The organism is Bacillus sp. BPN334, from assembly GCF_008368885.1.
Lineage (GTDB): Bacteria > Bacillota > Bacilli > Bacillales > Bacillaceae_G > Bacillus_A > Bacillus_A wiedmannii.
Map to the genome: position 1 here is coordinate 16,418 of NZ_QOZW01000020.1, position 23,125 is coordinate 39,542.

Here is a 23,125-nt window from a genome sequence, read left to right on the forward strand (position 1 = left end):
ATTTAACTTTTTATACATTAAATTTCTTAATAAAATTTCACTACATCTTCAGTAGGTAAGAAAGTTCTTTCTCCTGGTTGTTCATTTGGCTCACCAAATGGCATTTGTCCTACTAAACTCCACTCTGCTGGAATGTTCCAAGTTTCTTTCACTTCAGCATCTACGATTGGATTGTAATGTTGTAATGATGCACCAATTCCTTCAGCCGATAATAACATCCATACAGTATGTTGTAACATTGCATTTCCTTGATGAGACCAGAATGGGAACTGATCTTTATATAATGGTGCATTTTCTTGCATTTTTTCTACTGTTGCTTGATTTTCAAAGAATAACACAGTCCCAACACCTGTATGGAAACCTTTTAATCTTTCTACAGTCGCTTCAAAGTTTTCTGCTGGTACGCGAGCTCTTAGTGTTTCTTTAACAATATCCCAAAACTTTTCATGCTCTCCATCCATTAATACAACCATACGACCACTTTGCATATTGAAAGATGTTGGTGCGTGTAACGCTGTTTTTAAAACTTCTTCAATTCTTTCTTTCGTAATTGCATCGTTTTTTGTTACTTTACGAATAGAACGACGGTTCACAATTGCTTCTTTTAAGTTTGTTGTAGTTGCTGACATTTTAATTCCTCCAAATATTTGTTTTATAATTTATTTTGTTATTTCATAACAAGCGAATTAGCAATATCCATCTGTATTACATTGCATACCTTCAAATGAATTTGTTTTATCCTTTTCAATTTCTTTATCAATGACTCTTTGTAGCGTTTCTTTACTAGCTAGCCCTTGAATGACTTCATCTCCAATCATGACAGTTGGAACAGCCATAATATTCGCTTCATCATATGCATGCTGAATTGCTTCTTGATGCTTTTCTTTATATTTACGAGTTACTAACGCATCTTTAAATTCAGCTTCAGGAAGGCCTACTTCTACCGCTAATTTTGTTAAAACATCAATATCTTCAATGTTTTGCTCTTCTTGGAAAAATGCTGTGAATACGCGGTGATGATACTCATTTCCTAGTCCACGTTCTTTCGCAAATTGACACCCTTCGAAAGCTAAATGTGTATATGGATGCGGAGAAACACGTGGCAAACGCATATCGATTCCTAACTTCTTCGCAGTTGGAAGAATAAAAGCATCCCATGAGCCTAATTTTTCTGGCTCATTCCATGGATCTATTTTTGAATATGGACTTGGACGTAATTCAAATGGCATCCATTCAATTTCTACATCTTTCTCTTTCGCTACTTCATCTAATGGACCTTTTGCTAAAAAACAAAATGGACATATAAAATCTGAGTATACTTTCATTTTTACAGTCATACTTTTACACCTTACCTTTATAGTTGTAATCAAATCAGTTACATTGATAATAAAAAAATATAAATATGATTTAAGCATTCATTTTTTCTTGCAAAATTTCAAACAAATGCCCCATCGTAATATTTCTCAAAACTTCTTCCATCGCGGATTGCGCTTGTATTAATATAACTTCTAACACCGCTTGAATATTTGCTCCAATTGGACAATCTGGATTTGGTTGCTCGTGAATATGAAATAGTTTGTCTTCTTCGACTACATTTACTGCATAGTATACATCTAACAATGTGATTTCATGTAAATCCTTTAATAATCCCGCACCACCTGGACCGCGATTTACATATACAAAACCAGCTTGTTTCAAGTACGACATAATTTTACGAATGACTACTGGATTTGTGTTTACACTTTCAGCTATATAGTCTGAAGTACAAAGTGAAGATGGATTGTTTTTCAAAATAGATAAAATATGAACAGCTATAGAAAAGCGGCTACTAATTTTCATCGTGATCACCACCCTGATGTAATCATTATAGTTACAACAAAAAGATAAGTCAATCCTTTTCATAGATTTTTTATAAGCAAATAAAAAAGTGTCCCATTATGATATATGAGACACCTCTTTTTATTCTGCAAATAGCGCTTGAAATTCTTCAATAAATAGCTGCACAGCGATTGAGGAATCCTTTAATGAAGGAACAGCTAAAGCAATTTCTCTCCATACTTGTGGTTCCAATTCTCTCGTTTGCACATTCTGTGGTAAATTCGTTAAAGATAATTCGGCTAATATTGCAATACCTAGCCCTTCTTGAATCATGTTTAAAGCTGTAGTAACGGTTGATATTACATACTCAGCCCGAAGTGGTACGTTTGCTTGTTTAAACATATCAATAATGGGTGGTTCGTATCCACCCTTACATAATATGATCGGTTCATTCTCTAAATCACTAATTGTAATAGAGTCCTTCTTACAAAGAGGATGATCATCTCTTAAGATAGCAACCATTTTCCCCTTCGTTAATGGGACAATCTCCATCTCTTTATTAGGCAAAATAACAATTCCTATATCAACAACCCTCGATACTAACCAATCTTCAACTTCTTTAATCGTTCCTTCACAAAGAACGACTTCTAAGTTCGGATACTTCTCCTTAAAAAGGTTTATCATTTTGGGTAAGAAATGTGCAGAGGCACTCGGAAAACTCCCAATTCGAATCGTCCCAACTTCGTGTCCTTTCTCCATCGCAACTTCTTGCTCAATTTTCTCTACACCGTTCAAAATCTCTCTAATATGCACAAGAATTCTGTTTCCTACATCCGTCACGATTAGCCCTTTTCGTTTATCACGTATAAGAATCGTAACTCCTAACTCTGACTCAATACTTGAAATTGCATGACTTACAGCTGGCTGCGTCATATTTAACACCCGAGCAGCCTTCGTAAAACTACCTAACTCAACAGTTTTTATTAATACTTGCAGTTGTGTAATGGTCATAACTAATCACTTATACTCCCCATAAAAAAGATTCATTTTATTTATTACAGTCGATATCATATCATAGTGAAATGAATAACAACAAGGAGGTCTTACCGTGACACAGCTTTCTCGAACTAAGACGGCCATAATCCTTACCTTTCTCGTTTTCATGTGGGGAATCAATTGGCCTTTATCTAAGTTTGCCCTGCATTATACACCACCCGTTTTATTTGCAGGCGTTCGAACTTTAATTGGAGGATTCATTTTACTCCTTTTCGCATTACCGAAATACAAAGAGTTACACTTAAAAGAAACTTGGCATTTATACGTTATTTCTTCTTTACTTAACATCATTATATTTTACGGATTACAAACTGTAGGCCTTCAATATATGCCCGCTGGGTTATTTTCCGCCATTGTATTTCTACAACCTGTTTTACTCGGCATTTTCTCATGGATTTGGCTTGAAGAATCTATGTACGGCTTAAAAATTTTTGGGCTTGTTCTTGGATTTATTGGCGTGGGTGTCATTAGCTCTAGTAGTTTAACTGGACATATTTCTATTATCGGAATCCTTCTCGCGATAGGATGCGCGATTGGCTGGGCACTTGGAACAGTATTTATTAAGAAGACTGGGCACCGCGTTAATTCCATTTGGATGGTAACACTTCAGCTCATTATTGGCGGGCTTTGCTTAATTGGATTTGGTTCAGAGTTTGAAAGCTGGTCTAGTATCGCTTGGAGTATACCATTTGTTAGCGTACTACTCTTTATTTCATTCTTTGTTATTGCAATGGGATGGCTTGCATACTTTACTCTTGTTGGAGCTGGTGAAGCAAGTAAAGTTGGGGCTTATACATTTCTTATTCCATTAATCGCTATTATTGTAAGTTCAATTTTCTTACATGAGGCCATTACTATTAGCTTATTCATCGGACTATTATTTATTGTGGTAAGTATTTGTTTCGTAAATATAAAGCCAAAAACGCTTACTGTAGGGCAGCAAGTTGAAGTGAAATAAATATGAGAAAGAGCCTACTATTTGTAGGCTCTTTCTTATTGTATGATAATACTTAAGTAATAAAAATATTACTTCTACTATACATGGATGAACTAACAATTCTAATCATAAGGGGGAATTATATGGTTTTACAGTATAAAGAATTTGGAGATTCAAGCTCTCCACTTATGGTTTTTATTCATGGGAGCGGAGTCAGTGGATGGATGTGGGACAAGCAAATTAAACATTTTACTAACTTTCACTGCCTTGTTCCTGATTTACCTGAGCAAGGAAAAAACAGAAGTAAAGATCATTTCTCAATAAACTTTAGTGCTGAAAAAATCATAGAACTAATTGAAGAAAAAGGACAAGGGAAGACTGTTATAGTAATTGGGTTTTCATTAGGCGCTCAAGTATTAATTGCTATGCTAAGCATGAAACCAAACTTAATTCAATATGCTATGGTCAATAGCGCATTAGTTAAACCAATTCCTTTCGCTAAAACATTAATAAGCTCTCTTAGCCTAACCTACTTCTTAATAAAGAGTAAGAGATTTTCCAAAATACAAGCAAAATCAATGTACATAGATGAAACACAGCTTGATAACTATTATCATGACAGTTGTCAAATAAACAAAAATACATTTGTAAGGATATTAGAAGAAAATATGTCGTTTACAATACCAAAAAGTTTCAAAGATGCTAATAGTAATATATTAGTAACTGTTGGAGACAAAGAAAAAAGAATTATGAAGGACTCAATGACTGAAATCCTTGAAAATAATACGAATTGCACAGGTATTATCATTCCTGAAATTGGTCATGGAATCTCTTTAGCAAATCCCATGCTATTTAATACTATAATTGAAAACTGGCTCGAACATGATATTCTGCCGGAAGACTTCATAATCGTCAATTAAATTCCAGACATCGATAAACTTCATTATAGAGTGGCTATAATAGTGCCGATATCCTCATTCCTTCTAATCCTTAGACCTAATAAAAAAGGTCTCATTATTTACGATGAGACCTTTCAATCTTACTTATCTTTTACGACGTACTACAAAAACACACGCACCAACCGACGATACAATCGCCAAAATAGATAAGACAATCGCTATTACTTGCATATTACTAGTGCCCTCATTCTTTTCTACACTAGACACTTCACCATGTTCTCCTGTTAATGACGCACCTTTTGCAATTGTAGTAAGTGAATGTGGTTTTTCAGCTTTTTCATCGCCTGTCCATTCAACAATTTCTCCATCTTTATATTGTTGATATGCATCCCAAGCTATTTTTTGTTCTTTATCAGGGTTTTTAGCGACGAAAGTAAATCGCTGGAACTGACCAGGTAAAATCCCTTCTCCTGTTGCTTCCCATACTACAGTTTTAACTTTTCCGGCATTATCTTTCTGCTCTTCCACTTTCCATCCTGGCACTGGTTCATACTGTTGGAACTCTACTCCAGACGGTATTTTTAATGTAACTTTTGTCGTTGCTACATTCTTCTCAACTGGTACTTTTATCGTGTAAGTCTCCCAAGAATTAACGTCCGAAGCTTCTGGTTTCACAGTGACGTGCGCACTAACAGGTAACGAAAAAATCCCCATTGCAATTATTGTTGCGATCATTGTTGTGCCAAATTTTTTTATACGTTTCATTTTCTATTCGCTCCTTTTTATCTATACCTTCTCTTTACCTGCCGCCTACTATAAATTTATAATCCGCATCAAAGCTATCAAGAGATTTTGTTAATCCGTGCACTTTTATATTCCAGTTTCCTATCATGTTAATATACATACCTTCCGCTTCATATTCTCCTGGTGAAACGGCCGAAACTTTAAATGAACCTTTTCCCATGTTCATATCCAATGATTGCGTAGTTAAAATAAGTTGCTCCATATCGGTAACAGGTTGTCCGTTCTCATCCTTTAAAGTAATATGGAATGTATTTTGTCCTACTTTATTAGGACTTACATGTAAAGTAAGTTCATACCCATTATCTAATTGCTTACTCTCTGTAAAAGGTCCCGTAGGAGGCATCGGTGGTGTTTGTACGTTTGTCATAAAAGCTACGATGACGAAAATGATAATTCCAATGATAAACTCTACTTTCACCGTAGCGCCTAATCGTTGCTCCGCTCTCATTTTCCCTTTCACATAATGAACAATTCCCAATATCCCCATGAAAATGAATAAAAGTATCTTTGCTAATAAAGCTAATCCATACTTCGTATCAAATAACGAATGGATTGTTGGAATAAAGAATGTACTGTTAAAAAGACCTGTTATTAAAATCACGATGACAGCACCTGTTGCCCACGGTGAAAAACGCTTAATCATATCCCAATACATATTCCACTTATCATCCTCTTTACGTAAAAGAAGAATAATGGATGATAGACCACCAATCCATAATGAAGCTGCGAATAAATGTAAAAAATCCATAACGACAGCAATATCTTTAAACTTCAAACCATATGCATGGCTATTAAAGGCTTTCATAACAAGTATCCCGATAAACAATACTATTGGAATGCTCCATACTTTAAACGATGACAGCTTCTCGCGCTTCATCGCAAAATACGTAACGATTATAAGCAAACTAATAAGAGCCATTTGAGTGAGCCATACGTAACTAAAAACAGAAAGTTGTAACGTTTCTTTTAATAGTAAAGGATGGAATGCTTCTAACCATGAAACATCAGCATTTATTTTCGCTTGCAGTGGTAGAGTGAATAGTAAGCTAATGAATATGCCAATTAATGAGATCCATATTATTTTTTTACTTCTTGACCGAACCGAGGTTGCATTCCCTTTATACATAATAAGATTAAAGAATAGCACGCCTATAAATAGTGAGAAACTTGTATATAGAATTCCACGTTCCATAATCATATCTATTTGCGGGACATACCCCATCTCTTCTACTTGTATATCGTCTGCTCCCGCTTCTGCTGATCCAATTCGGAACGGAATAACCCCTTGAATAGGATGCCCGTCAGCAGAAATCACTTTCCACTGAATAGAGTAGAGTCCGTTTTTCAAATTTTCTTTTAACCCTGCTTCTAATATTTTTTTATTTTTCTTATCGATATAAGCATCTTTTAGATCTACTCTTGTACCTGAGGTATCTCTTACAAACAATGTATTAAAATGTGAAACTTGTATATCCTCATCGAATTCAATTTTCACAACAGCTGGTGCTTTCTTCAACGTTTCATTTTCAGCAGGGTTTGATTTCACAATGTACGCATGAGCAGATGCACTTTTCGGTATTGCTATGGTAAGCACGCATGCAATTAATAACCATGCCCCTAACCTTCTCATTACTTTCACAATCATTTCACTTCTTTCTTCCTCATCGCTCTATTTTTATTACATCTACTTCCCAAGTCGATTACTTAAAGAAATATTAACCTGATTAAATATAAACTTCTATACAGTAGAACTCTTTATTTCTCTCTCACCTCTAAACTTCTAATAAAATAGTAACTATCTTCATAGATACAACTTACATTTTTAAAGTCGATTGTTATTATATCATAAAATATATTTATGTAAGTTCCTGAAGAAGAAAAGTTATCGTGAATCATTTGTGAAGAAAATGTGAAATACATAAATAAAAAGGTGTTACGTTATTACGTAACACCTTTTCGTAAAAACATATAGTACTACTGCGATACCGCTATCCCCAAAACACTTCTTTAAGTCTCTCCATGATAGAGGGCTCCCTTTATATCGCTACTTCTATATCATCGTTTTAATTATAATTAAAAGCCAATCTTTTCTATACAATATATCCTTTTATTTTTCATATATATTTAAAGAATCCATTTACATAAAACAGCTATTCCTAAAGTATCGCATTAGGAATAGCCTCAATAAAAAATATCTTATCTAGCTTAAAAATTAAATTTGACATTTTCAATTTCTGTATTCTCGATTACTAACCCTTCAATCTTAATATTTTCTAATTTTATTTCCTTATTTGAGCTAATCGCGTCTAAGATACCTAAAAAATTCTCCGCTAATTTTTTAATGGTTTCCATTTTATACAAACTACTCGCATATTCAAATTCAAAAAACAACTCTTTTTTTCCTTTTTCTACAAATAAGGTTAAATCAAATTTCGAAATTTTATTTCTATATTCAACAGGCGTCATTTTCAAATTCCCCATTATACTTTCATTGATTTGAGATTCTTGAAAAGCTAACATTGTAGAAAATATAGGGTTTCTCCCTAAGTCTCTCTTAATTTTTAACTTATCAATAATCATATCAAACTGATAATCTTGATTATCATACGCTTTAATTAGCTGTTCTTTAATCTCTGACAAAAATTCTGTAAAGCTTTTTTTCTCCATAGGGAAACTTCTAATTGCAATAGTATTTGCAAACATACCAATGATATTTTTCAAATCAGAATGTGTCCGCCCTAAAATAGGCATTCCTACAATTATATCGTGCTGCGAGGAACATTTTGATAACAAAATACTATAAGCTGCAGACAAAATCATGTACAATGTCGTATCTGTTTCTAAACTTAAATTGTCTAAACGTTGCTTTAATTCATTTCCTCCTTCAAAAATAAAACTATTTCCTTCAAAACTTTGTATAATTGGTCTAGGAAAATCCGTAGGCATATCTAATACTGGAAGATCCCCTGAAAGTACATCTAACCAATATTTTTCTTGTATACTTGCAGCACTTGTCTTTAAAAACTCATTCTGCCAATAAACGAATTCTTTATATTGAATAGGGTTTTCCTGTAACAGTTTTCCTTGATATAATTCCGATAACTCCTGCAGTAAAATATTGACTGAATATCCATCTGAAATCAAATGATGCATATCTGTTAAAAGCACATGTTTATGACTACTTAAGCGAATGATCTTAACTCTTACTAAAGGTGCTTTACTTAAGTCAAAAGGTTCAATAAATTCATCAATTATATTTTCCAGTTCGACATTCAGCTTCCTTGATAGATTAGAACATAAATGTTCATCTAAAACAGAATAACTAATTTCTATATCCACGTCTCCCTGAATTCGTTGTTTAGGCACACCATCTACTACTTCAATAGATGTTTGAAATGCCTCATGTCTCTTTACAATCTCACAAAAAGCTTTTTCCAATTTATCCAGATTGATTTCACCTTCTAGTAAGGTTGCTCTTGGCATATTGTAACTAGTTCCAATCCCCTCCATCTGTTGTAGTGTGTATATCCTTTTCTGGGCTGAAGAAAGGTCGTAATATTCGCACTTTTCCACAGGTTGTAATGACACATACTTATTTTCAGATCTTTTCTTTATATGCTTACTTATACCTCTTACTGTTGGTGCTTTAAACGCTTCTCTTAACGATATATCTACACTAAACTTTTTATGAATTTCTGCCATTAAAAGCATTAACGACAATGAGTTTCCACCCATTTCAAAAAACGAGTCATTCATACTAATTTGCTTAACATTAAGAGTTTCTTCCCACATTTGTGCAACAGTTTTTTCAATTGGATCCTCAGGCAGTTCATAATTAGTTTTTATCAATAATTCATCCTTAATTTCTGGGAGTGCTTTAACATTTAGCTTACCATTTGGAGTCAAAGGAATTCTATCTAACTTAATAAAGATAGAGGGCATCATGTAGTAAGGAATCTTACTTGAAAGGTATTCCCTTATTCCCCACCCATTCTCATTCTCTTTCAACACAATATAAGCACATAGTATATTATTATTTTCTTTATCTTTTTTTGGAACAACAATTGCATCAAGTATCATATCATGTTGCAACAGTACTGAATTTATTTCTTCTAACTCCACTCTATATCCTCGAATTTTTAATTGATTGTCGATTCTTCCGAGAAATTCTACTTCTTGATGGCATGTGAGCCTCCCTAAGTCTCCCGTTCTATAGAGTTTGATTTTTTCATGTCCCAAAGGTGAAACCGTAATAAACTTTTCGCTATTTAAATCAATTTGATTCAAATAACCTTCTGTCACTCCTACTCCCCCAATACAAATTTCACCAGCCATTCCAAGTGGAACAAGTTTTTGACCTCTATCCAAAATGAATATTTTCGTGTTATCTACTGGTTTTCCAATAACCGTTCCCTTGGATACAAGGTCAAAATCAGTAGCATTAAATTTATGAAATAGAGCGCCAATAGTAGTTTCTGTAGGTCCATAGTGATTCATAATTACAGTTTGCGGATACACCCTATTAAACTTACTAATATCAGCTGACTTCACTTCTTCACCGCCCAATACGATTAACCTTAGCGCCATGCAATTCTCATAATCTTCAACCATACGATGGTTAACTAAATAATTAAATAGTGAAGGAGTCAGTTTTATATAACTGATCTTTTTCTCTTTCAAATATGTGATAAGGGTTTCTGGGAGCATATAATGTTCTTTTGGAATTAAATGTAACTCACACCCATTTAATAAAGCTGTATACAAACTTGTATATCCTAAATCAAATGCGAAGGAAGATAATAGTAGTGTTTTATCCCTATGCGTTATACTTGCTTCTCGTGTGAACCATGAAATATAATTTACCAAGCTTTGATTCTTAATCGGTACCCCTTTTGGGAGCCCAGTGGTACCAGATGTATAAATAATATATATTGGATTATCAACTGTACTTCTTTCCTCTATATTTGAAGGACATTCAAAAAATAAGCTCTTATCTTCCAATTCCATAACCTCACAAGTAAAATCATTAGAAGTTACTAAGTGAGACTGGGTCAAAAGAAGAATTGTATCACTGTCTTCAATCATGCTATTTATTCGTTCTAATGGAAACTCCGGATCAAGAGGTAAATAAATTGCCCCGCTTTTAATAATACTCCATAGTCCAATGATCATTTCAATAGAAGGCTCAGCTAATAAAGCGATTACTGTATCACTTCCTGCCCCCTTCTTTATCAAGTGTTTAGCTAATTGATTTGCTTTATCATTTAATTCCTTATAAGTTATCGTTCTCTGTCCAAACACTACAGCAGTACGATTCGGATGTTTTTCCACCAGTTCTTCAAATATACGTTTAATCGTTTTTTCTTCTGGATACAAAGTATCAGTATTATTAAAAACACCTATTCTATTTTTTTCTATCATGGTTACTAGATCAATTTCCTCAATTGGAATAGTAATGTCCTCTATGATAGTATCAATAATTTTAACGAAATGTTCCGCCATTCGTTCAATCGTCTCTTTACGGAACAAACCTGTACTATATTCAAATATAAAACGAAGTTGTCCATTCTGCTCAGTTACTTTCAGCTCTAAATCAAATTTAGATGTACGATTCGTATACTCGTACGGTTTAATTTCAAAATCACCTATTTCCGCCCTTACTGCATCAACATTTTCAAAAGCAAACATCACATCAAACAGAGGATGACGATTCACATTTTTTTGCAATTGTAGCTTATCAACGAGCATCTCAAATGAATACTCCTGATGTTCGAGAGCTTGAAGTGTGTGGCTTGCAACTTCTTTCAAAAAATCCTCAAACCGTTTCTCTGAAGTAGGATAATTTCTGAGCGCAAGTGTATTAACAAACATACCTACCACATTCTCTAATTCAGAATTCAGTCTTCCTGCTACCGGGCTTCCAATTATAATGTCTTCTTGTCCGCTATATTTAAACAATAGTATATTGAATGCCGAAAGTAATAATGAGTACAGAGTAGCTCCTTTTCGGCTTGAGATTTCATTTAATTTAGATGTATAATATGCATCCAAATTAACTTGAACTACATCACCTTCAGACATTGGCTCATCTAATCTTGGATAATCAGTTGGTAAATTGAGTAATGGTATTTCTTTTGAAAATATTTCAAGCCAGTACAGTTCTTTTAGTTTCCAGTTCCCGGATTCTATCATTTTGTTTTGCCAGTTTGAAAAATCTTTGTATTGAATTCTTACGTCTGGCAAATTATTTTTTTGATAAAGAGATGCAAACTCTCTAATTAAAATTCCCATTGATAAACCATCGGATATAATATGGTGCATATCATAAACAAGCAAATATTTCGATGATGGTAGCACCTCCACAATTGCTGCTCTGAACAAGGGCCCTTTCTCTAAATCAAATGGTCTAATAAATGTTTCAACAACACTCTCAAAATTTTGTTCATCTGCATACAAGTGTTGCATATTCCATTCAGGATTTTGATGGATTTTTTGAACTATTTTCCCTTGTACTTGTTTAAATGATGTTCGCAAACTTTCATGGCGATTAATTAAAGCTTGCAATGCCTTTTCTATCTGTACTATATTAACTTCCCCTTCAAGAAATACTGCTCCGGTAATATTATAGTTTGTAGATGCATCATTCAATTGACTAACAATATACATACTTTTTTGTGCTGGAGAGACTTCATAATACTCCTGTGGTGGTGCTAAACGAATCGCTTCATATGTTTCTTTTTTCCCCATCATTTCTTCAATGATTACAGCCAATTCCTTAATAGTAGGAAATGCAAATATATTTCCAAGTGGAAGTTCAACTTCAAATTCCCTATGAATTTCAGAAACAAGTGTTATTGCTTTTAATGATTGTCCCCCAATTTCAAAGAAATGATGATTAATACCTACACCATCAATTCCCAGTATCTTTCTCCAAATACTTACAAGTTTTTGTTGTATCGTATTATAAGGTTTTTGATACTCTTCATCAAACTCTACTTTAATCTCCATATTTTCTAGGGACTTCCGATCAATTTTTCCATTCGGACTGAGCGGAAGACTTCCTAGTTGAATAAAATAAGAAGGAATCATATATTCAGGAAGTTTCTTCCGCAAAAACCCCCTTATACTGCATTGATTATTTGTACCATGCGAGGGGGAATCATAGAATGCAACAAGATACTTATCATTTGCTACTCCATTCTTCACGACAACTATAGAGTTTTTTATGTTATCACATTTGTTTAACACAACTTCAATCTCTCCTATATCAATTCGATGCCCTCGTATTTTTGTTTGGTCATCCTTCCGCCCCAGAACCTCAATGTTACCATCGCAAAGTAATTTCCCCATATCTCCTGTTTTATAAAGCATTTTTCCATAATTATGATAATACGGATCTCGAATAAACTTATCCTTCGTCAACTTAGAATTGTTAATATAACCTCTAGCTAAAGGTATGCCACCTATGAATATTTCCCCCTTCACTCCAATCGGCAAAGGGTGCATGTTCTCATCAAGGATATAAATGCGCCTGTTAGCAAGTGGTTTTCCCACGGGAATAACTTTTAAGTCGGCACTTTTAGTTCCTTTTCCAGACACTTCATATAAAGTACTTGTCATCGCCGTTTCAGCAGGTCCATATGCATTTAACAAAATAATATCTTCTAAAGGTAACTGTTCCCACATCCCTACTTTCTCCGCTGGCATTTGTTCCCCACCAACTATGACGAGTCTGAGGTTACTATCTGGAATTATTTCTGGTCTTGTATACCATTCTTGTACAATTTCGCCCCAATAATTTGTAGGTAGATTAACAACTGAGAGTCCAAGTTCAACACATTTCTGAGAAAACTGATAAGGAGTCCATATATTCTTATCACGCAAAACAAGAGAACTTCCTGCAGCTAGTGTTGTAAAAATTTGTTCAAGTGAAATATCAAAACTTATCGAAGAAAACTGAAGAACACGATCCTCCGGTGTCAGCTCATAACGTTTGCAAATATCAATGGAGTGGCTTACAACTGCTTCATGAGACATCATTACACCTTTTGGTCGACCAGTAGAACCCGAAGTATAGATGATATATGCCAAATTCTGGGGTTCAATTCTAACACTCGGTTGGTTTTTTGGTTCTTCGAGCACTGAATCCCATTCTATATCAAGACAAACAGTATGCCCCTGATAATCTCTAATCTTCGACTGTAAATTATTTTGGGTGAGTAATATAGGTACTTGGGCATCTTTCAACATCAAATTTATTCTTTCGCCAGGATAATCCATATCTATAGGTAGAAAAGCTCCACCAGCTTTTAAAACAGCTAAAATTCCTACAATCATTTTAGGTGAACGTTCAACATACACTCCCACAGGTATTTCAGGCCCTACTCCTAATTTAATGAGCTTATGCGCTAACTGGTTTGAAAGTATATCTAATTCTGTGTAAGATACACTTTCATTCCCCTGTATAACAGCAGGTTTGTTTAAATTTAATTTTACTTGATCAGTAAATAAATCCTGGAAACATTGATTCTTAGGATAATCCAATGAAGTAGAATTATTATCACTTAAAATATGTGTAAGTTCTTTCTCAGAAATCATTGAGATATTCTCTAACTTACCATCTTCGCTAACAAGCATTTCCCACAAAATATTGATTAAATGTGAAAGTATCTGATTTGCTTCTGTTTCATTTAAAAAGGAACTATTGAATAGTAGCTTCAATTGAAGCTTTGGTTGTAGATTACAATAAACAACCAAAGGATAATCCATTTGTTCATCTATACGTACTGATTTCACTTGTAATGAACCAATTCCGTCTTTCAATTTCACATCGAATGGATAGTTTTCAACAATTACAATACTCTCATACAAATCATATAAGGCAGAGCTTCTTGGCATATCAATCCAACTTCTTATATCAACGAGTGAGGTATATTCATATTGACGCATTTCAACCTGCTTCAGTTGTACATCTTTAAGCCATTTAATCAAATTTACATTTTTATTTATCTTTACCCTAAAAGGAAGAGTATTCATAAAGCAACCAATTATTGAATCCGAACCTTCTAACTCAGCTGGACGCCCTGATGAAGTTACCCCAAAAATAATATCTGTTTCTTGGGAGTAGCGATTTAAAAGAATTGCCCAAGCCCCCTGAATCATAGTATTTAGTGTAATCCGATTCTTTCTAGTAAAGTCTTGAATTATCTGCTGTTTGTCTTCAGACACTTCGTATACTACATCTCCAAAAGCAGATAACTGATTTGAATTTTTTGCAGGAAAAATATTATTGAATCGTATAGGTGTTTTAAATCCATCTAACTCGGTTCTCCAAAATTGTTCCGCTTTCTTCTTGTCTTGCCTACGTAACCAGTCGATATAATCTTTAAATGGATATACATGTCCAAATGTTATCTTTTCGTCAACGCATAACGCTTCATAACACTGACCCAGTTCCTTAAAGAGGATGCTATTACACCAACCATCTAACTGAAGGTGATGATGCGTCCATACTACATCATAGGCATACTCGTCTTGCTTAATGACCAAAATTCTCATAAGTGGTGGTTTTGAAAGGTCGAATCCCTTCTTACGATCTTCCTCAATAAGTTGTTCTAACTTTTGCAATCCTTCAGATTTCGAAACATTTGTCCAATCTAAAACTTGAAAAGGGATTTTCAGATTTTTATGAACAATCTGTACAGGTTCTTCTAGTCCTTCCCAATGATATGATGTTCTTAAACTTTCATGTCTATCTAAAAGTTTTTGCCAAACCTTTTCAAATATCTCAATATCTAGTTTTGATTTTATTGAAAATATTGTTTGCTCCACAGTTACTGACGATTTTGGTGAATAGATATGATGAAAAACCATACTTTGTTGTACAGGTGAAAGCATGTATATATCTTCTATATTTTTATATACCTCAAGCCATTCATCAATTTTCTTTTGATCTATGGAGACAAGTGGGAAATCTGAAGGCGTCAAATATGTACCTTCTTTTGTTTGACAGTGGTCAATTATATCCTTCAAATTGTTGACGAAGTCCTTTGCCAAGCCTTGAATGGTTTCAACTAAATGACTATTCGTACTATATTTCCATTCTACACATAATTTTTTATCAACGATCATACATTCAATTTCAAGCAAGTGACTTCTAATTCCATTCAAATCACGGGTTGGTCCTGTATTCACATCCGATATATTAAATAACTGCTGTTTTTTAATTGCTTGTTCGAACTGTCCTAAATAATTAAAGCTTATTTGTGCCCTTTTCCTAGACGAAATTTGCCCTCGCATCTCTTTCTCTGCTAAGTAATATAAAATTTCATAACCAATTCCACCATTTGGTATAGCACGATACCGCTCTTTTACTTGCTTCAATATTTCTGCTATGCCCTTCTCTTTTTCAATGTCGCCCATAACAATAGGATATACACAAGTAAACCATCCTATAGTTCTTGAAGTGTCGTACTCTTTTAACAAAGGATTCCTACCATGGCCCTCCAAATCAACTAGTGTTTCACCACTCCAATTTGCTAATGTACTAGAAAGTGCGGAAAGCAGAATATCATCAATTCTCATTTTAAATAATTGATACGTGTCATGCAGTAAATACTTTGTTTCTTTCTCCGTCAACATAAAAGAAAGTGTACGAGCAGATTTTTCATCATTTCTCCCCCCTTCCATGTCAATAGGTATAGTATTTACAGAAGAAGAGACATTGTTCTTCCAAAAAGCAAGTTCATCTTTTAATTGATTGGAATAAGCATATTCATAGAGATGCTCAGACCATTTTTTAAAAGAGAGGCCTTTCACTGGAAGTTGAACAGATCCACTATTTGTAAGCTGTTCATATATCATCTGTAGAGTGTCCAGCATAAGTCTCCATGAATATCCGTCTATTACAAGATGATGTACTGTTATAAACAACCTTCCTTTTTCCTGATCCCCAGAATCAAAATATGCAACTTTAATTAATGGACCATCTGTAATATTTAATTCATACTGCAATTTTGATAAAATTTCATGCATATGACTATTATTAAAATCATGTAATTCAAATAACACATTCTCATCGGACTCTGAATAAACTTGAATCCATTCTCCAGCCCTTTGATAATAACGGAGCCTAAAACTATCATGATAATTTGTAAGTATACGAAAACTTTCATGCAACAAATTCGGATTTATACCTGCTCGTGTTTCCAATAGCACAGATTGATTCCAATGATGATAATTTTCCAAATCTTGCTCAAAAAACCACTTTTGAATCGGTGTAAGAAGCACTTCTCCAGTCTCAGGTTCTTCTATTTGATCTTCACTATAGCTTTCTTTAATATCTGCAATACAATCCGCCAGTTCTGCTATCGTTTGGTTCTCAAACATCTGACTCACGGTAATCTCTATACCCTTTTGAAGCGCTTTACCTACTATTTGAATACTTAAAATTGAGTCTCCTCCCAACTCGAAGAAGTTATCATGTATACCAATTTCCCCCTGATGTAGACCCAATACTGCAGACCATACCTCTACTAGTTCTTCTTGAACTTTATTTTTTGGAGCAACGTAACCTTTATAAGTATGAATTTGAGGAGCCGGTAAGTTCCTTCGATCAAGCTTTCCTATTGAAGTTAAGGGCAGACTCTCTAGCTGAATATAGTATGATGGAAGCATATAATCTGGTAATTCTTTTGCTAAAAATCCCTTAAGTTCCTCCATGTTAACCTGAACATGGGAAACGATATATGCACAGATAACTTTTTTCCCATTATTAATTTCCCAATCAATTACAGCAACATCTTCAATGTAGTTCCTTTTTAATATTAAATTATGAATTTCTGAAAGTTCAATCCGATACCCTCTGATTTTCACCTGATGATCCTCTCTTCCAAGAAACTCGATTTCTCCGTTTGGAAGCCATCTTCCTAAGTCCCCTGTTTTATACATACGATCATTTGGATTAAAGGGATCATTCATAAATTTTTCATTTGTAAATTCTGGTAGATTCAAATACCCTCTTCCTACACCGTCCCCAGCAATATACAACTCACCAGGAACACCTATTGGACTAATATTTTTATCTTTATCTAATATATAACATCTAACATTTGAAATCGGCCGCCCTAAAGAGACGGCATTTTCTGAACATTCAACACTTAAAGCATCCACTGTTGTTTCTGCTGGACCATAATTATTATATAATTTATATCCTCTATCAATCAGTGCATCTTTTAATGATTCTTCTAGTCTTTCTCCCCCTGAAATAACTGTGTGTAAACTCTGTAATTTGCGATCATGACATAATAATTCTTTTAATACAGTCGGTATGAAATTAATAATATGAATTTCATGTTGATCAACATAATCACAAAAATGCTTCTTATTTAAAATTAAATTCTTTTCGGCTATATGTAATGTCGCTCCATAAAGTAATGTACCGAAAAAATCCTCAATACTCGGATCAAACACATAATTTGTTAGTTGTAATAGATTTGTTTTTTCCGTTATATTAAATGTTTTTCCAAACCACTGAACAAGATTAACAACATTTCGATTTTCTATCATTACACCTTTAGGTTTTCCTGTAGTACCTGAAGTATACAAAACCGTAAATAAATCATTCGGACTAAGGTTTACTTTCGGTAGAAGAGTCTCACCCGAAAATTTTCTACTATTATCCAATATAAAAACACAATCATTGTTGAATTTTCCAATTACATAGTCGTTTTTATTAATTACATCCTTACTGGTCAATATGAACTTTGTTTGACTATCCTGTATCATATACATTTTCCTTGACTCTGGATATTCTGGATCAATTGGCAAGTATGCAGCTCCGACTTTTAAAATAGCAATTATCCCTATTAGCATTTCAATTGATGGATCCGTCATGATTCCAATAATCTCACCCTTTTTCACTCCTTTTCTAAGCAGTTCATTTGATAAGTTATTGGATATGTTATTTAATTCTTCATAAGTCATAGTCCTATTTTTATATACAATCGCAACATTATCCGGGGTTTTCATCGCTTGTTGCTCAAACAACTGACTAATCGTCAACTGATGTGAATATGTTTTACGAGTATTATTAAATTCCAAAAGGATTTGTTTTTTCTCTTCAATAGATACGATATCAATCTCTTCTATTTTTTTATGAGGATTTTTTATGACTGCTTCTGCAATTTTAGTAAAATGTTGAGCTAAACGCTCAATTTTAGATGATTCATATAATTGTTCGTTGTAACTGAAACATATCTCAATATCTTTGTGCAAACTTATACTAATAGATAAGCCATAATTAGTCATTTCAAAGGTGGAATATGAGTTCAAAGCGATTCTATTTTTGTTTGTCAGTATCGTCTGATCTAAAGGGTAGTTTTCAAAAACAACAATAGTATCAAAAAGATCGATTTCCGTATCCAATTCACTATATTTTTTTATATCTACTAAAGATGATGTCCCATACAATTCCCAATCCTGCAATGTCTTATTTAACTTTTTGATAAGTTCTATAGATGTTTCGCCAGAATCCTTTTTAACTCTTAATGGAACTGTATTTATAAATAGGCCTACCATTTCTTCAATCCCATTAAATGTTCCTGCTCTACCCGAAATAGTTGCGCCAAAAATAATGTCATCGATATTATGATTCTTTTGTAGCACAATTCCCCATAAACTATAAACAAGGGCGGCAAGAGTAACTTCATTTCCCTTCGCAAATCCTTCCAACTTATCCCTTGAAAATTGAATGCGATACTGATGATCTTTTCGAATTGATTTATGTTTCTTTTTTGTTACTTCCAAACTATTTTGCGAGTTAAATCCTTTTAAATACTCTTGCCAAAATACTTTCTGCCTTTCTTTATCCTGTTTTTGAATATATTTAATAAAATCTTTATATTTTTTTTTAGTAGGCAGATTGTAAGTTTCTGATTCACTAAGGCATCGATATGCGTTTAGGAATTCTTTTAAAATAATTCCATTACTCCAGCCATCATATATAATATGATGATTACTTATAATCATTTCATGTCTTTCTTCTGCTAATATGCACAAAGTAACCCTAAATGGTATTTCTTGAAGATCAAACTTTTTTTCACGATCTTTAACTTTTATCTCTTCTAGTAAAATATTTTTTTCACTTTCACTCTTGTGTGTAAGATCAATTATTTTAATATGAGGGGTATGTTCTTTCAATACTATTTGAACAGGAGTTTTCACTTTTTCCCAACGAAATAGTGTACGTAACTGCTCATTTGTTTGGACAACCGCGTCCCAAGCTTTCGTAAACAATCCTGCATCAACACTACCTAAAATCCCCAAACATATCTGTTCAAAATACTCATCACTTTGAGGATTTTTTAAGTAGTGAAATAACAACCCTTCCTGCATTGGTGTTAAACCAAGAATATCTTCCAAATTTTGTTTATCCAATTTTATCATCATTGAGCTCCTCCTTGAGACAATCAAATGAATCTAAATAATTATGCTTCTTCATATTTTCTATAATTTCTCCTCTTTCCATCTTGATAACTTTATCCGCGATATGAAAGTACCTATCATCATGAGTAATAGCAATGATAGCTTTTCCTTTTTCCTTTAATTCAGCCAATAGTTCTGTATAGAAAAAATGTCTAAATTCAGGGTCTTGATCTGCCGCCCATTCATCAAATAGATAAATAGATTTATCCTCTAAATAGCTAATTAATAGTGCTAGTCTTTTTCGTTGTCCTGTTGAAAGTTTAGTTGTACTAAATTCTCCATTTTGAATTTGTACTTTTTCATCGATACGTAATATTTTCAAATATTTTTTTATTTCTTCTTCCTTTGAGCTATAGTCAATACCATAGACTTTTGTAAACAAATAAAAATCACTAAATATTGCGGAATATAGCTCTCTTAACTGTTCCTGATTTATTTCTTGATTGTTAACAAATATGTTTCCGCTATTTGCAGAATATAAACCTGTAATTAGTTTAGCAAGAGTTGATTTACCACTACCATTGCCACCGGTTATAAATACAACCTCTCCTGATTTAAGTTCAAAATTAATTGGCCCAACTTGAAAAGCTTCTCCATGTTCACTTTCGTATTGATATACTACCTCTTTAATCTCCATGTTTATTTTACTTTGAGGTATCAAAGTACTGTTTACGTCTGTCTTATTAGTTTCGGTTTTTAAATACCTTGAAAAATCATTTATTCTCTTCCAACTAATTTTCATTTGAATCGCATTAGGGATCGTATTGAGTATACTATGTAGAGGTCCTGTCATATAAAGAAAAACAAAAACATAGCTTCTTAAAAACTCACTCTGTACCCCTTTAAATAAAAGCGGAAATAAAAATGTAACAGCCCCAATTACCATAACAAACAGCAATTCACCAATAATAAAAACATTAGCAAACTTAAGACCACCTTGAATCCGCTTATCCTTATAATCCTCACAGCTCTCTTGCATCCCTTGTCCAAACTCTTCTCGTTTTGACTTTCCTATGCTTAACTCTTTATAACCGCCAATGAGATCGTTTATATATCTAAAAAAAGTGTTTTGGATGTTTCTTGTTTGTTCCCAAAGATTATTAGCTGATTTTCCAGCTACATAATACATACCTGCTGCAACCAAAATAACTGCAATAGAAACAAGCAGTCCATAAACATTAATTACTCCCAAATAAACCAAACAACATAAAAGTGTAATTGAATCAGTCAAACCAGTAATGATGGTGGCAGCATAATTACTGATAGCTTCTGTATCATTATTTAAGGTGGTTTGAATTCTTTCTGACTCTATTTTTTCAATTTTTTCATAAGGATTTTTTAATATATCGTTAATTAACTGGATTCTTTTTTCATAAATCAGATTATTCGTAATGGTAATCAACTGCGTCCGTACCAATTTTTGCGCTAATACATAAGTAATAATTCCTAGCAAAAAATATAAAAACAAACTATTGTTGCTTGAATAATTACTTCTAGTTAAAGCTTCATTAATAATAAAAATAATCATCGCATTTCCAAAACCACTGGTTACACTCAACACAAAAATCGGAAAAAAATTTTTCTTATTATGCAAAGGAAAAACAGTTATTAAAGATAAATATAGGCAGAACAGTACAATACTAATTAAAGTAGCCCATACCGCAAAACTCATACTGATAGGTAACCAAACATTAACAAAATCCCAAGAAAGTCTCCCGAAAAATACAAATGGAATTTTATAAAGGGCATACCCAGCTAAGAACGCAAATAGAAACGTTATAAAGGGAATACAAATACTTTTAAATTTATTTTTTTCCAACTTCCTTTTTTTCTTATACACCTGAATCATAACTATGAAAATGAAGTATAGAGTAATAATTGAAAAAGGAACCATAAACAAAAGTACAGTAACAGAAAAGGCATCAATACTCTTATACGTATCTTTACCGTTTGTCACCACACTCTCTCCCACAAGTGTGTCCATAATAGCCTGGCCAATATTTTGAGTGTAATCGGAGTTCATGTTAGCCATCACCGCAACTCCTAACTTCTCTTGAGGATGAAATACAACGAAAGAAGAGAAATTCGGATTACTTCCTGCATGTGATATTTCACCAGGACCATTTTGAAAAACTTGCCACCCTCCGGCATAAGAAGAGCCATCCTCAGATGGTGGAACTGATCTGTTTGGTATATGTGTACTATAAATTGCCTTTTGCTGATCATCATTTAGTCCATATATCCCAAGCTGCATACGAAGCCACTTTTCCATGTCTTCATTATTTGAGATAAAATAACCTGCGGGTGTATTTCCTCGATAAATAGGTGCATTAAACTCTATAGGCTTTAAAAAACCTATTTTATATCCCTTTGACATATCATATTTAGCGACATCTTTTCTAAACAAAAAAGTATTACTCATATTAAATTGGTTTAATATACTATTCTGAACGTATTGTTCAAAAGATTGATTGGTAACTTTTTGTATAACTAATCCTAGAATATCGTAGTTAATACTGGCATAATTGAATTGCTCTCCTGGATATGTCTCCAATTTTTGATTTAATATTTCTCTAACTGTATTTTCCAACGCATCATTGTCATTTGAGATAGGTATGTCCCCAATGGTATGAAAAGGGATCCCACTCGTATGATATAAAAGCTGTTCAAGAGTTATTTCAACATTTTTATTAAGTTGTTGTCCTTTATAATTACCTTCATATATCATTTGAAACCACTGCAAATATTTGCTAACAGGGTCCTTTAAATCAATTAACCCCTTTTGAACAAGTTGATATATTGCGAGAGCTGTAAACGCCTTACTATTCGAACCGATTTCAAATAATGTTTTTTCCGTTACACGTTGCTTTGTCTCAAGATTTGAATAGCCAAAACTTTTTTTATATACAGCTTGATCACCTTTGACTACTATCACTGACATTCCAGGAATTTTGGCTTCTTGCATTTGTTTTTTTATAAGCGAGTCTAGTTGTTCTTTATCGTTTTCCGTAAACATTCTATCATTCTCTGCATTTGCTATTTGAATCCCAAATAGCATCTGTACATTTAATAATATTACAAGGGTAATCAAAACAATTTTTACTCTCATCATGATTGAATGACTCCT

General features: G+C 33.5%; 10 protein-coding genes. 2 read left to right on the plus strand and 8 right to left on the minus strand.

The genetic code is table 11. The features are described 5' to 3' along the window. Positions 1-26 precede the first annotated feature (26 nt). The 4 genes from DN393_RS26800 to DN393_RS26815 form a co-directional block, all read right to left on the minus strand. Positions 27-629, minus strand: a complete 603-nt coding sequence (locus DN393_RS26800; RefSeq protein WP_064476373.1) for a nitroreductase family protein — start codon at positions 627-629, stop codon at positions 27-29. 57 nt (positions 630-686) lie between these two features. Continuing rightward, positions 687-1,337, minus strand: coding sequence for a DsbA family oxidoreductase (locus DN393_RS26805; protein ID WP_000216675.1), 651 nt, complete (start codon positions 1,335-1,337; stop codon positions 687-689). Between the two features lie 70 nt (positions 1,338-1,407). Continuing rightward, complete coding sequence (locus DN393_RS26810) at positions 1,408-1,839, minus strand: Rrf2 family transcriptional regulator (protein WP_064476374.1); 432 nt, start codon at positions 1,837-1,839, stop codon at positions 1,408-1,410. A 120-nt stretch (positions 1,840-1,959) separates the two neighbouring features. Then, positions 1,960-2,829, minus strand: coding sequence for a LysR family transcriptional regulator (locus DN393_RS26815; protein WP_000156767.1), 870 nt, complete (start codon positions 2,827-2,829; stop codon positions 1,960-1,962). A gap of 97 nt (positions 2,830-2,926) precedes the next feature. On the opposite strand from DN393_RS26815, the gene DN393_RS26820 reads away from it, so the two are divergent. Both DN393_RS26820 and DN393_RS26825 read left to right on the plus strand, forming a co-directional pair. Beyond that, the gene (locus DN393_RS26820) at positions 2,927-3,832 is read left to right on the plus strand and encodes a DMT family transporter (protein ID WP_064476376.1); all 906 of its coding nucleotides are present in this window, start codon (positions 2,927-2,929) and stop codon (positions 3,830-3,832) included. 122 nt (positions 3,833-3,954) lie between these two features. Next, complete coding sequence (locus DN393_RS26825; protein ID WP_149174112.1) at positions 3,955-4,731, plus strand: alpha/beta fold hydrolase; 777 nt, start codon at positions 3,955-3,957, stop codon at positions 4,729-4,731. 123 nt (positions 4,732-4,854) lie between these two features. Here the strand turns inward: DN393_RS26825 and DN393_RS26830 are convergent, their stop codons facing one another. The 4 genes from DN393_RS26830 to DN393_RS26850 all read right to left on the minus strand — a co-directional run bounded on the left by DN393_RS26830 (position 4,855) and on the right by DN393_RS26850 (position 23,110). Then, positions 4,855-5,475 carry a YcnI family copper-binding membrane protein gene (locus tag DN393_RS26830; RefSeq protein ID WP_149174113.1) on the minus strand — a complete coding sequence of 207 codons (621 nt, stop codon included), beginning with the start codon at positions 5,473-5,475 and terminating at the stop codon, positions 4,855-4,857. Between the two features lie 34 nt (positions 5,476-5,509). Then, the gene (locus DN393_RS26835) at positions 5,510-7,159 is read right to left on the minus strand and encodes a copper resistance CopC/CopD family protein (protein ID WP_149174114.1); all 1,650 of its coding nucleotides are present in this window, start codon (positions 7,157-7,159) and stop codon (positions 5,510-5,512) included. A gap of 560 nt (positions 7,160-7,719) precedes the next feature. Further along, positions 7,720-19,959 (minus strand): non-ribosomal peptide synthetase, encoded by a 12,240-nt coding sequence (locus DN393_RS26845; protein ID WP_149174146.1) that lies wholly within the window; start codon positions 19,957-19,959, stop codon positions 7,720-7,722. Next, positions 19,943-23,110: a cyclic peptide export ABC transporter gene (locus DN393_RS26850; RefSeq protein ID WP_149174115.1), complete on the minus strand. Its 3,168-nt coding sequence runs from the start codon at positions 23,108-23,110 to the stop codon at positions 19,943-19,945. The genes DN393_RS26845 and DN393_RS26850 overlap by 17 nt, the downstream gene beginning before the upstream one ends. Positions 23,111-23,125: the final 15 nt, after the last annotated feature.

Excerpts from the sequence above, each read along its gene's own strand:
- DN393_RS26800 (WP_064476373.1), bottom strand. The coding sequence starts at position 629 with ATGTCAGCAACTACAACAAACTTAAAAGAAGCAATTGTGAACCGTCGT.
- DN393_RS26805 (WP_000216675.1), bottom strand. The coding sequence starts at position 1,337 with ATGACTGTAAAAATGAAAGTATACTCAGATTTTATATGTCCATTTTGT.
- DN393_RS26810 (WP_064476374.1), bottom strand. The coding sequence starts at position 1,839 with ATGAAAATTAGTAGCCGCTTTTCTATAGCTGTTCATATTTTATCTATT.
- DN393_RS26815 (WP_000156767.1), bottom strand. The coding sequence starts at position 2,829 with ATGACCATTACACAACTGCAAGTATTAATAAAAACTGTTGAGTTAGGT.
- DN393_RS26825 (WP_149174112.1), top strand. The coding sequence starts at position 3,955 with ATGGTTTTACAGTATAAAGAATTTGGAGATTCAAGCTCTCCACTTATG.
- DN393_RS26830 (WP_149174113.1), bottom strand. The coding sequence starts at position 5,475 with ATGAAACGTATAAAAAAATTTGGCACAACAATGATCGCAACAATAATT.
- DN393_RS26835 (WP_149174114.1), bottom strand. The coding sequence starts at position 7,159 with ATGATTGTGAAAGTAATGAGAAGGTTAGGGGCATGGTTATTAATTGCA.
- DN393_RS26845 (WP_149174146.1), bottom strand. The coding sequence starts at position 19,959 with ATGATAAAATTGGATAAACAAAATTTGGAAGATATTCTTGGTTTAACA.
- DN393_RS26850 (WP_149174115.1), bottom strand. The coding sequence starts at position 23,110 with ATGATGAGAGTAAAAATTGTTTTGATTACCCTTGTAATATTATTAAAT.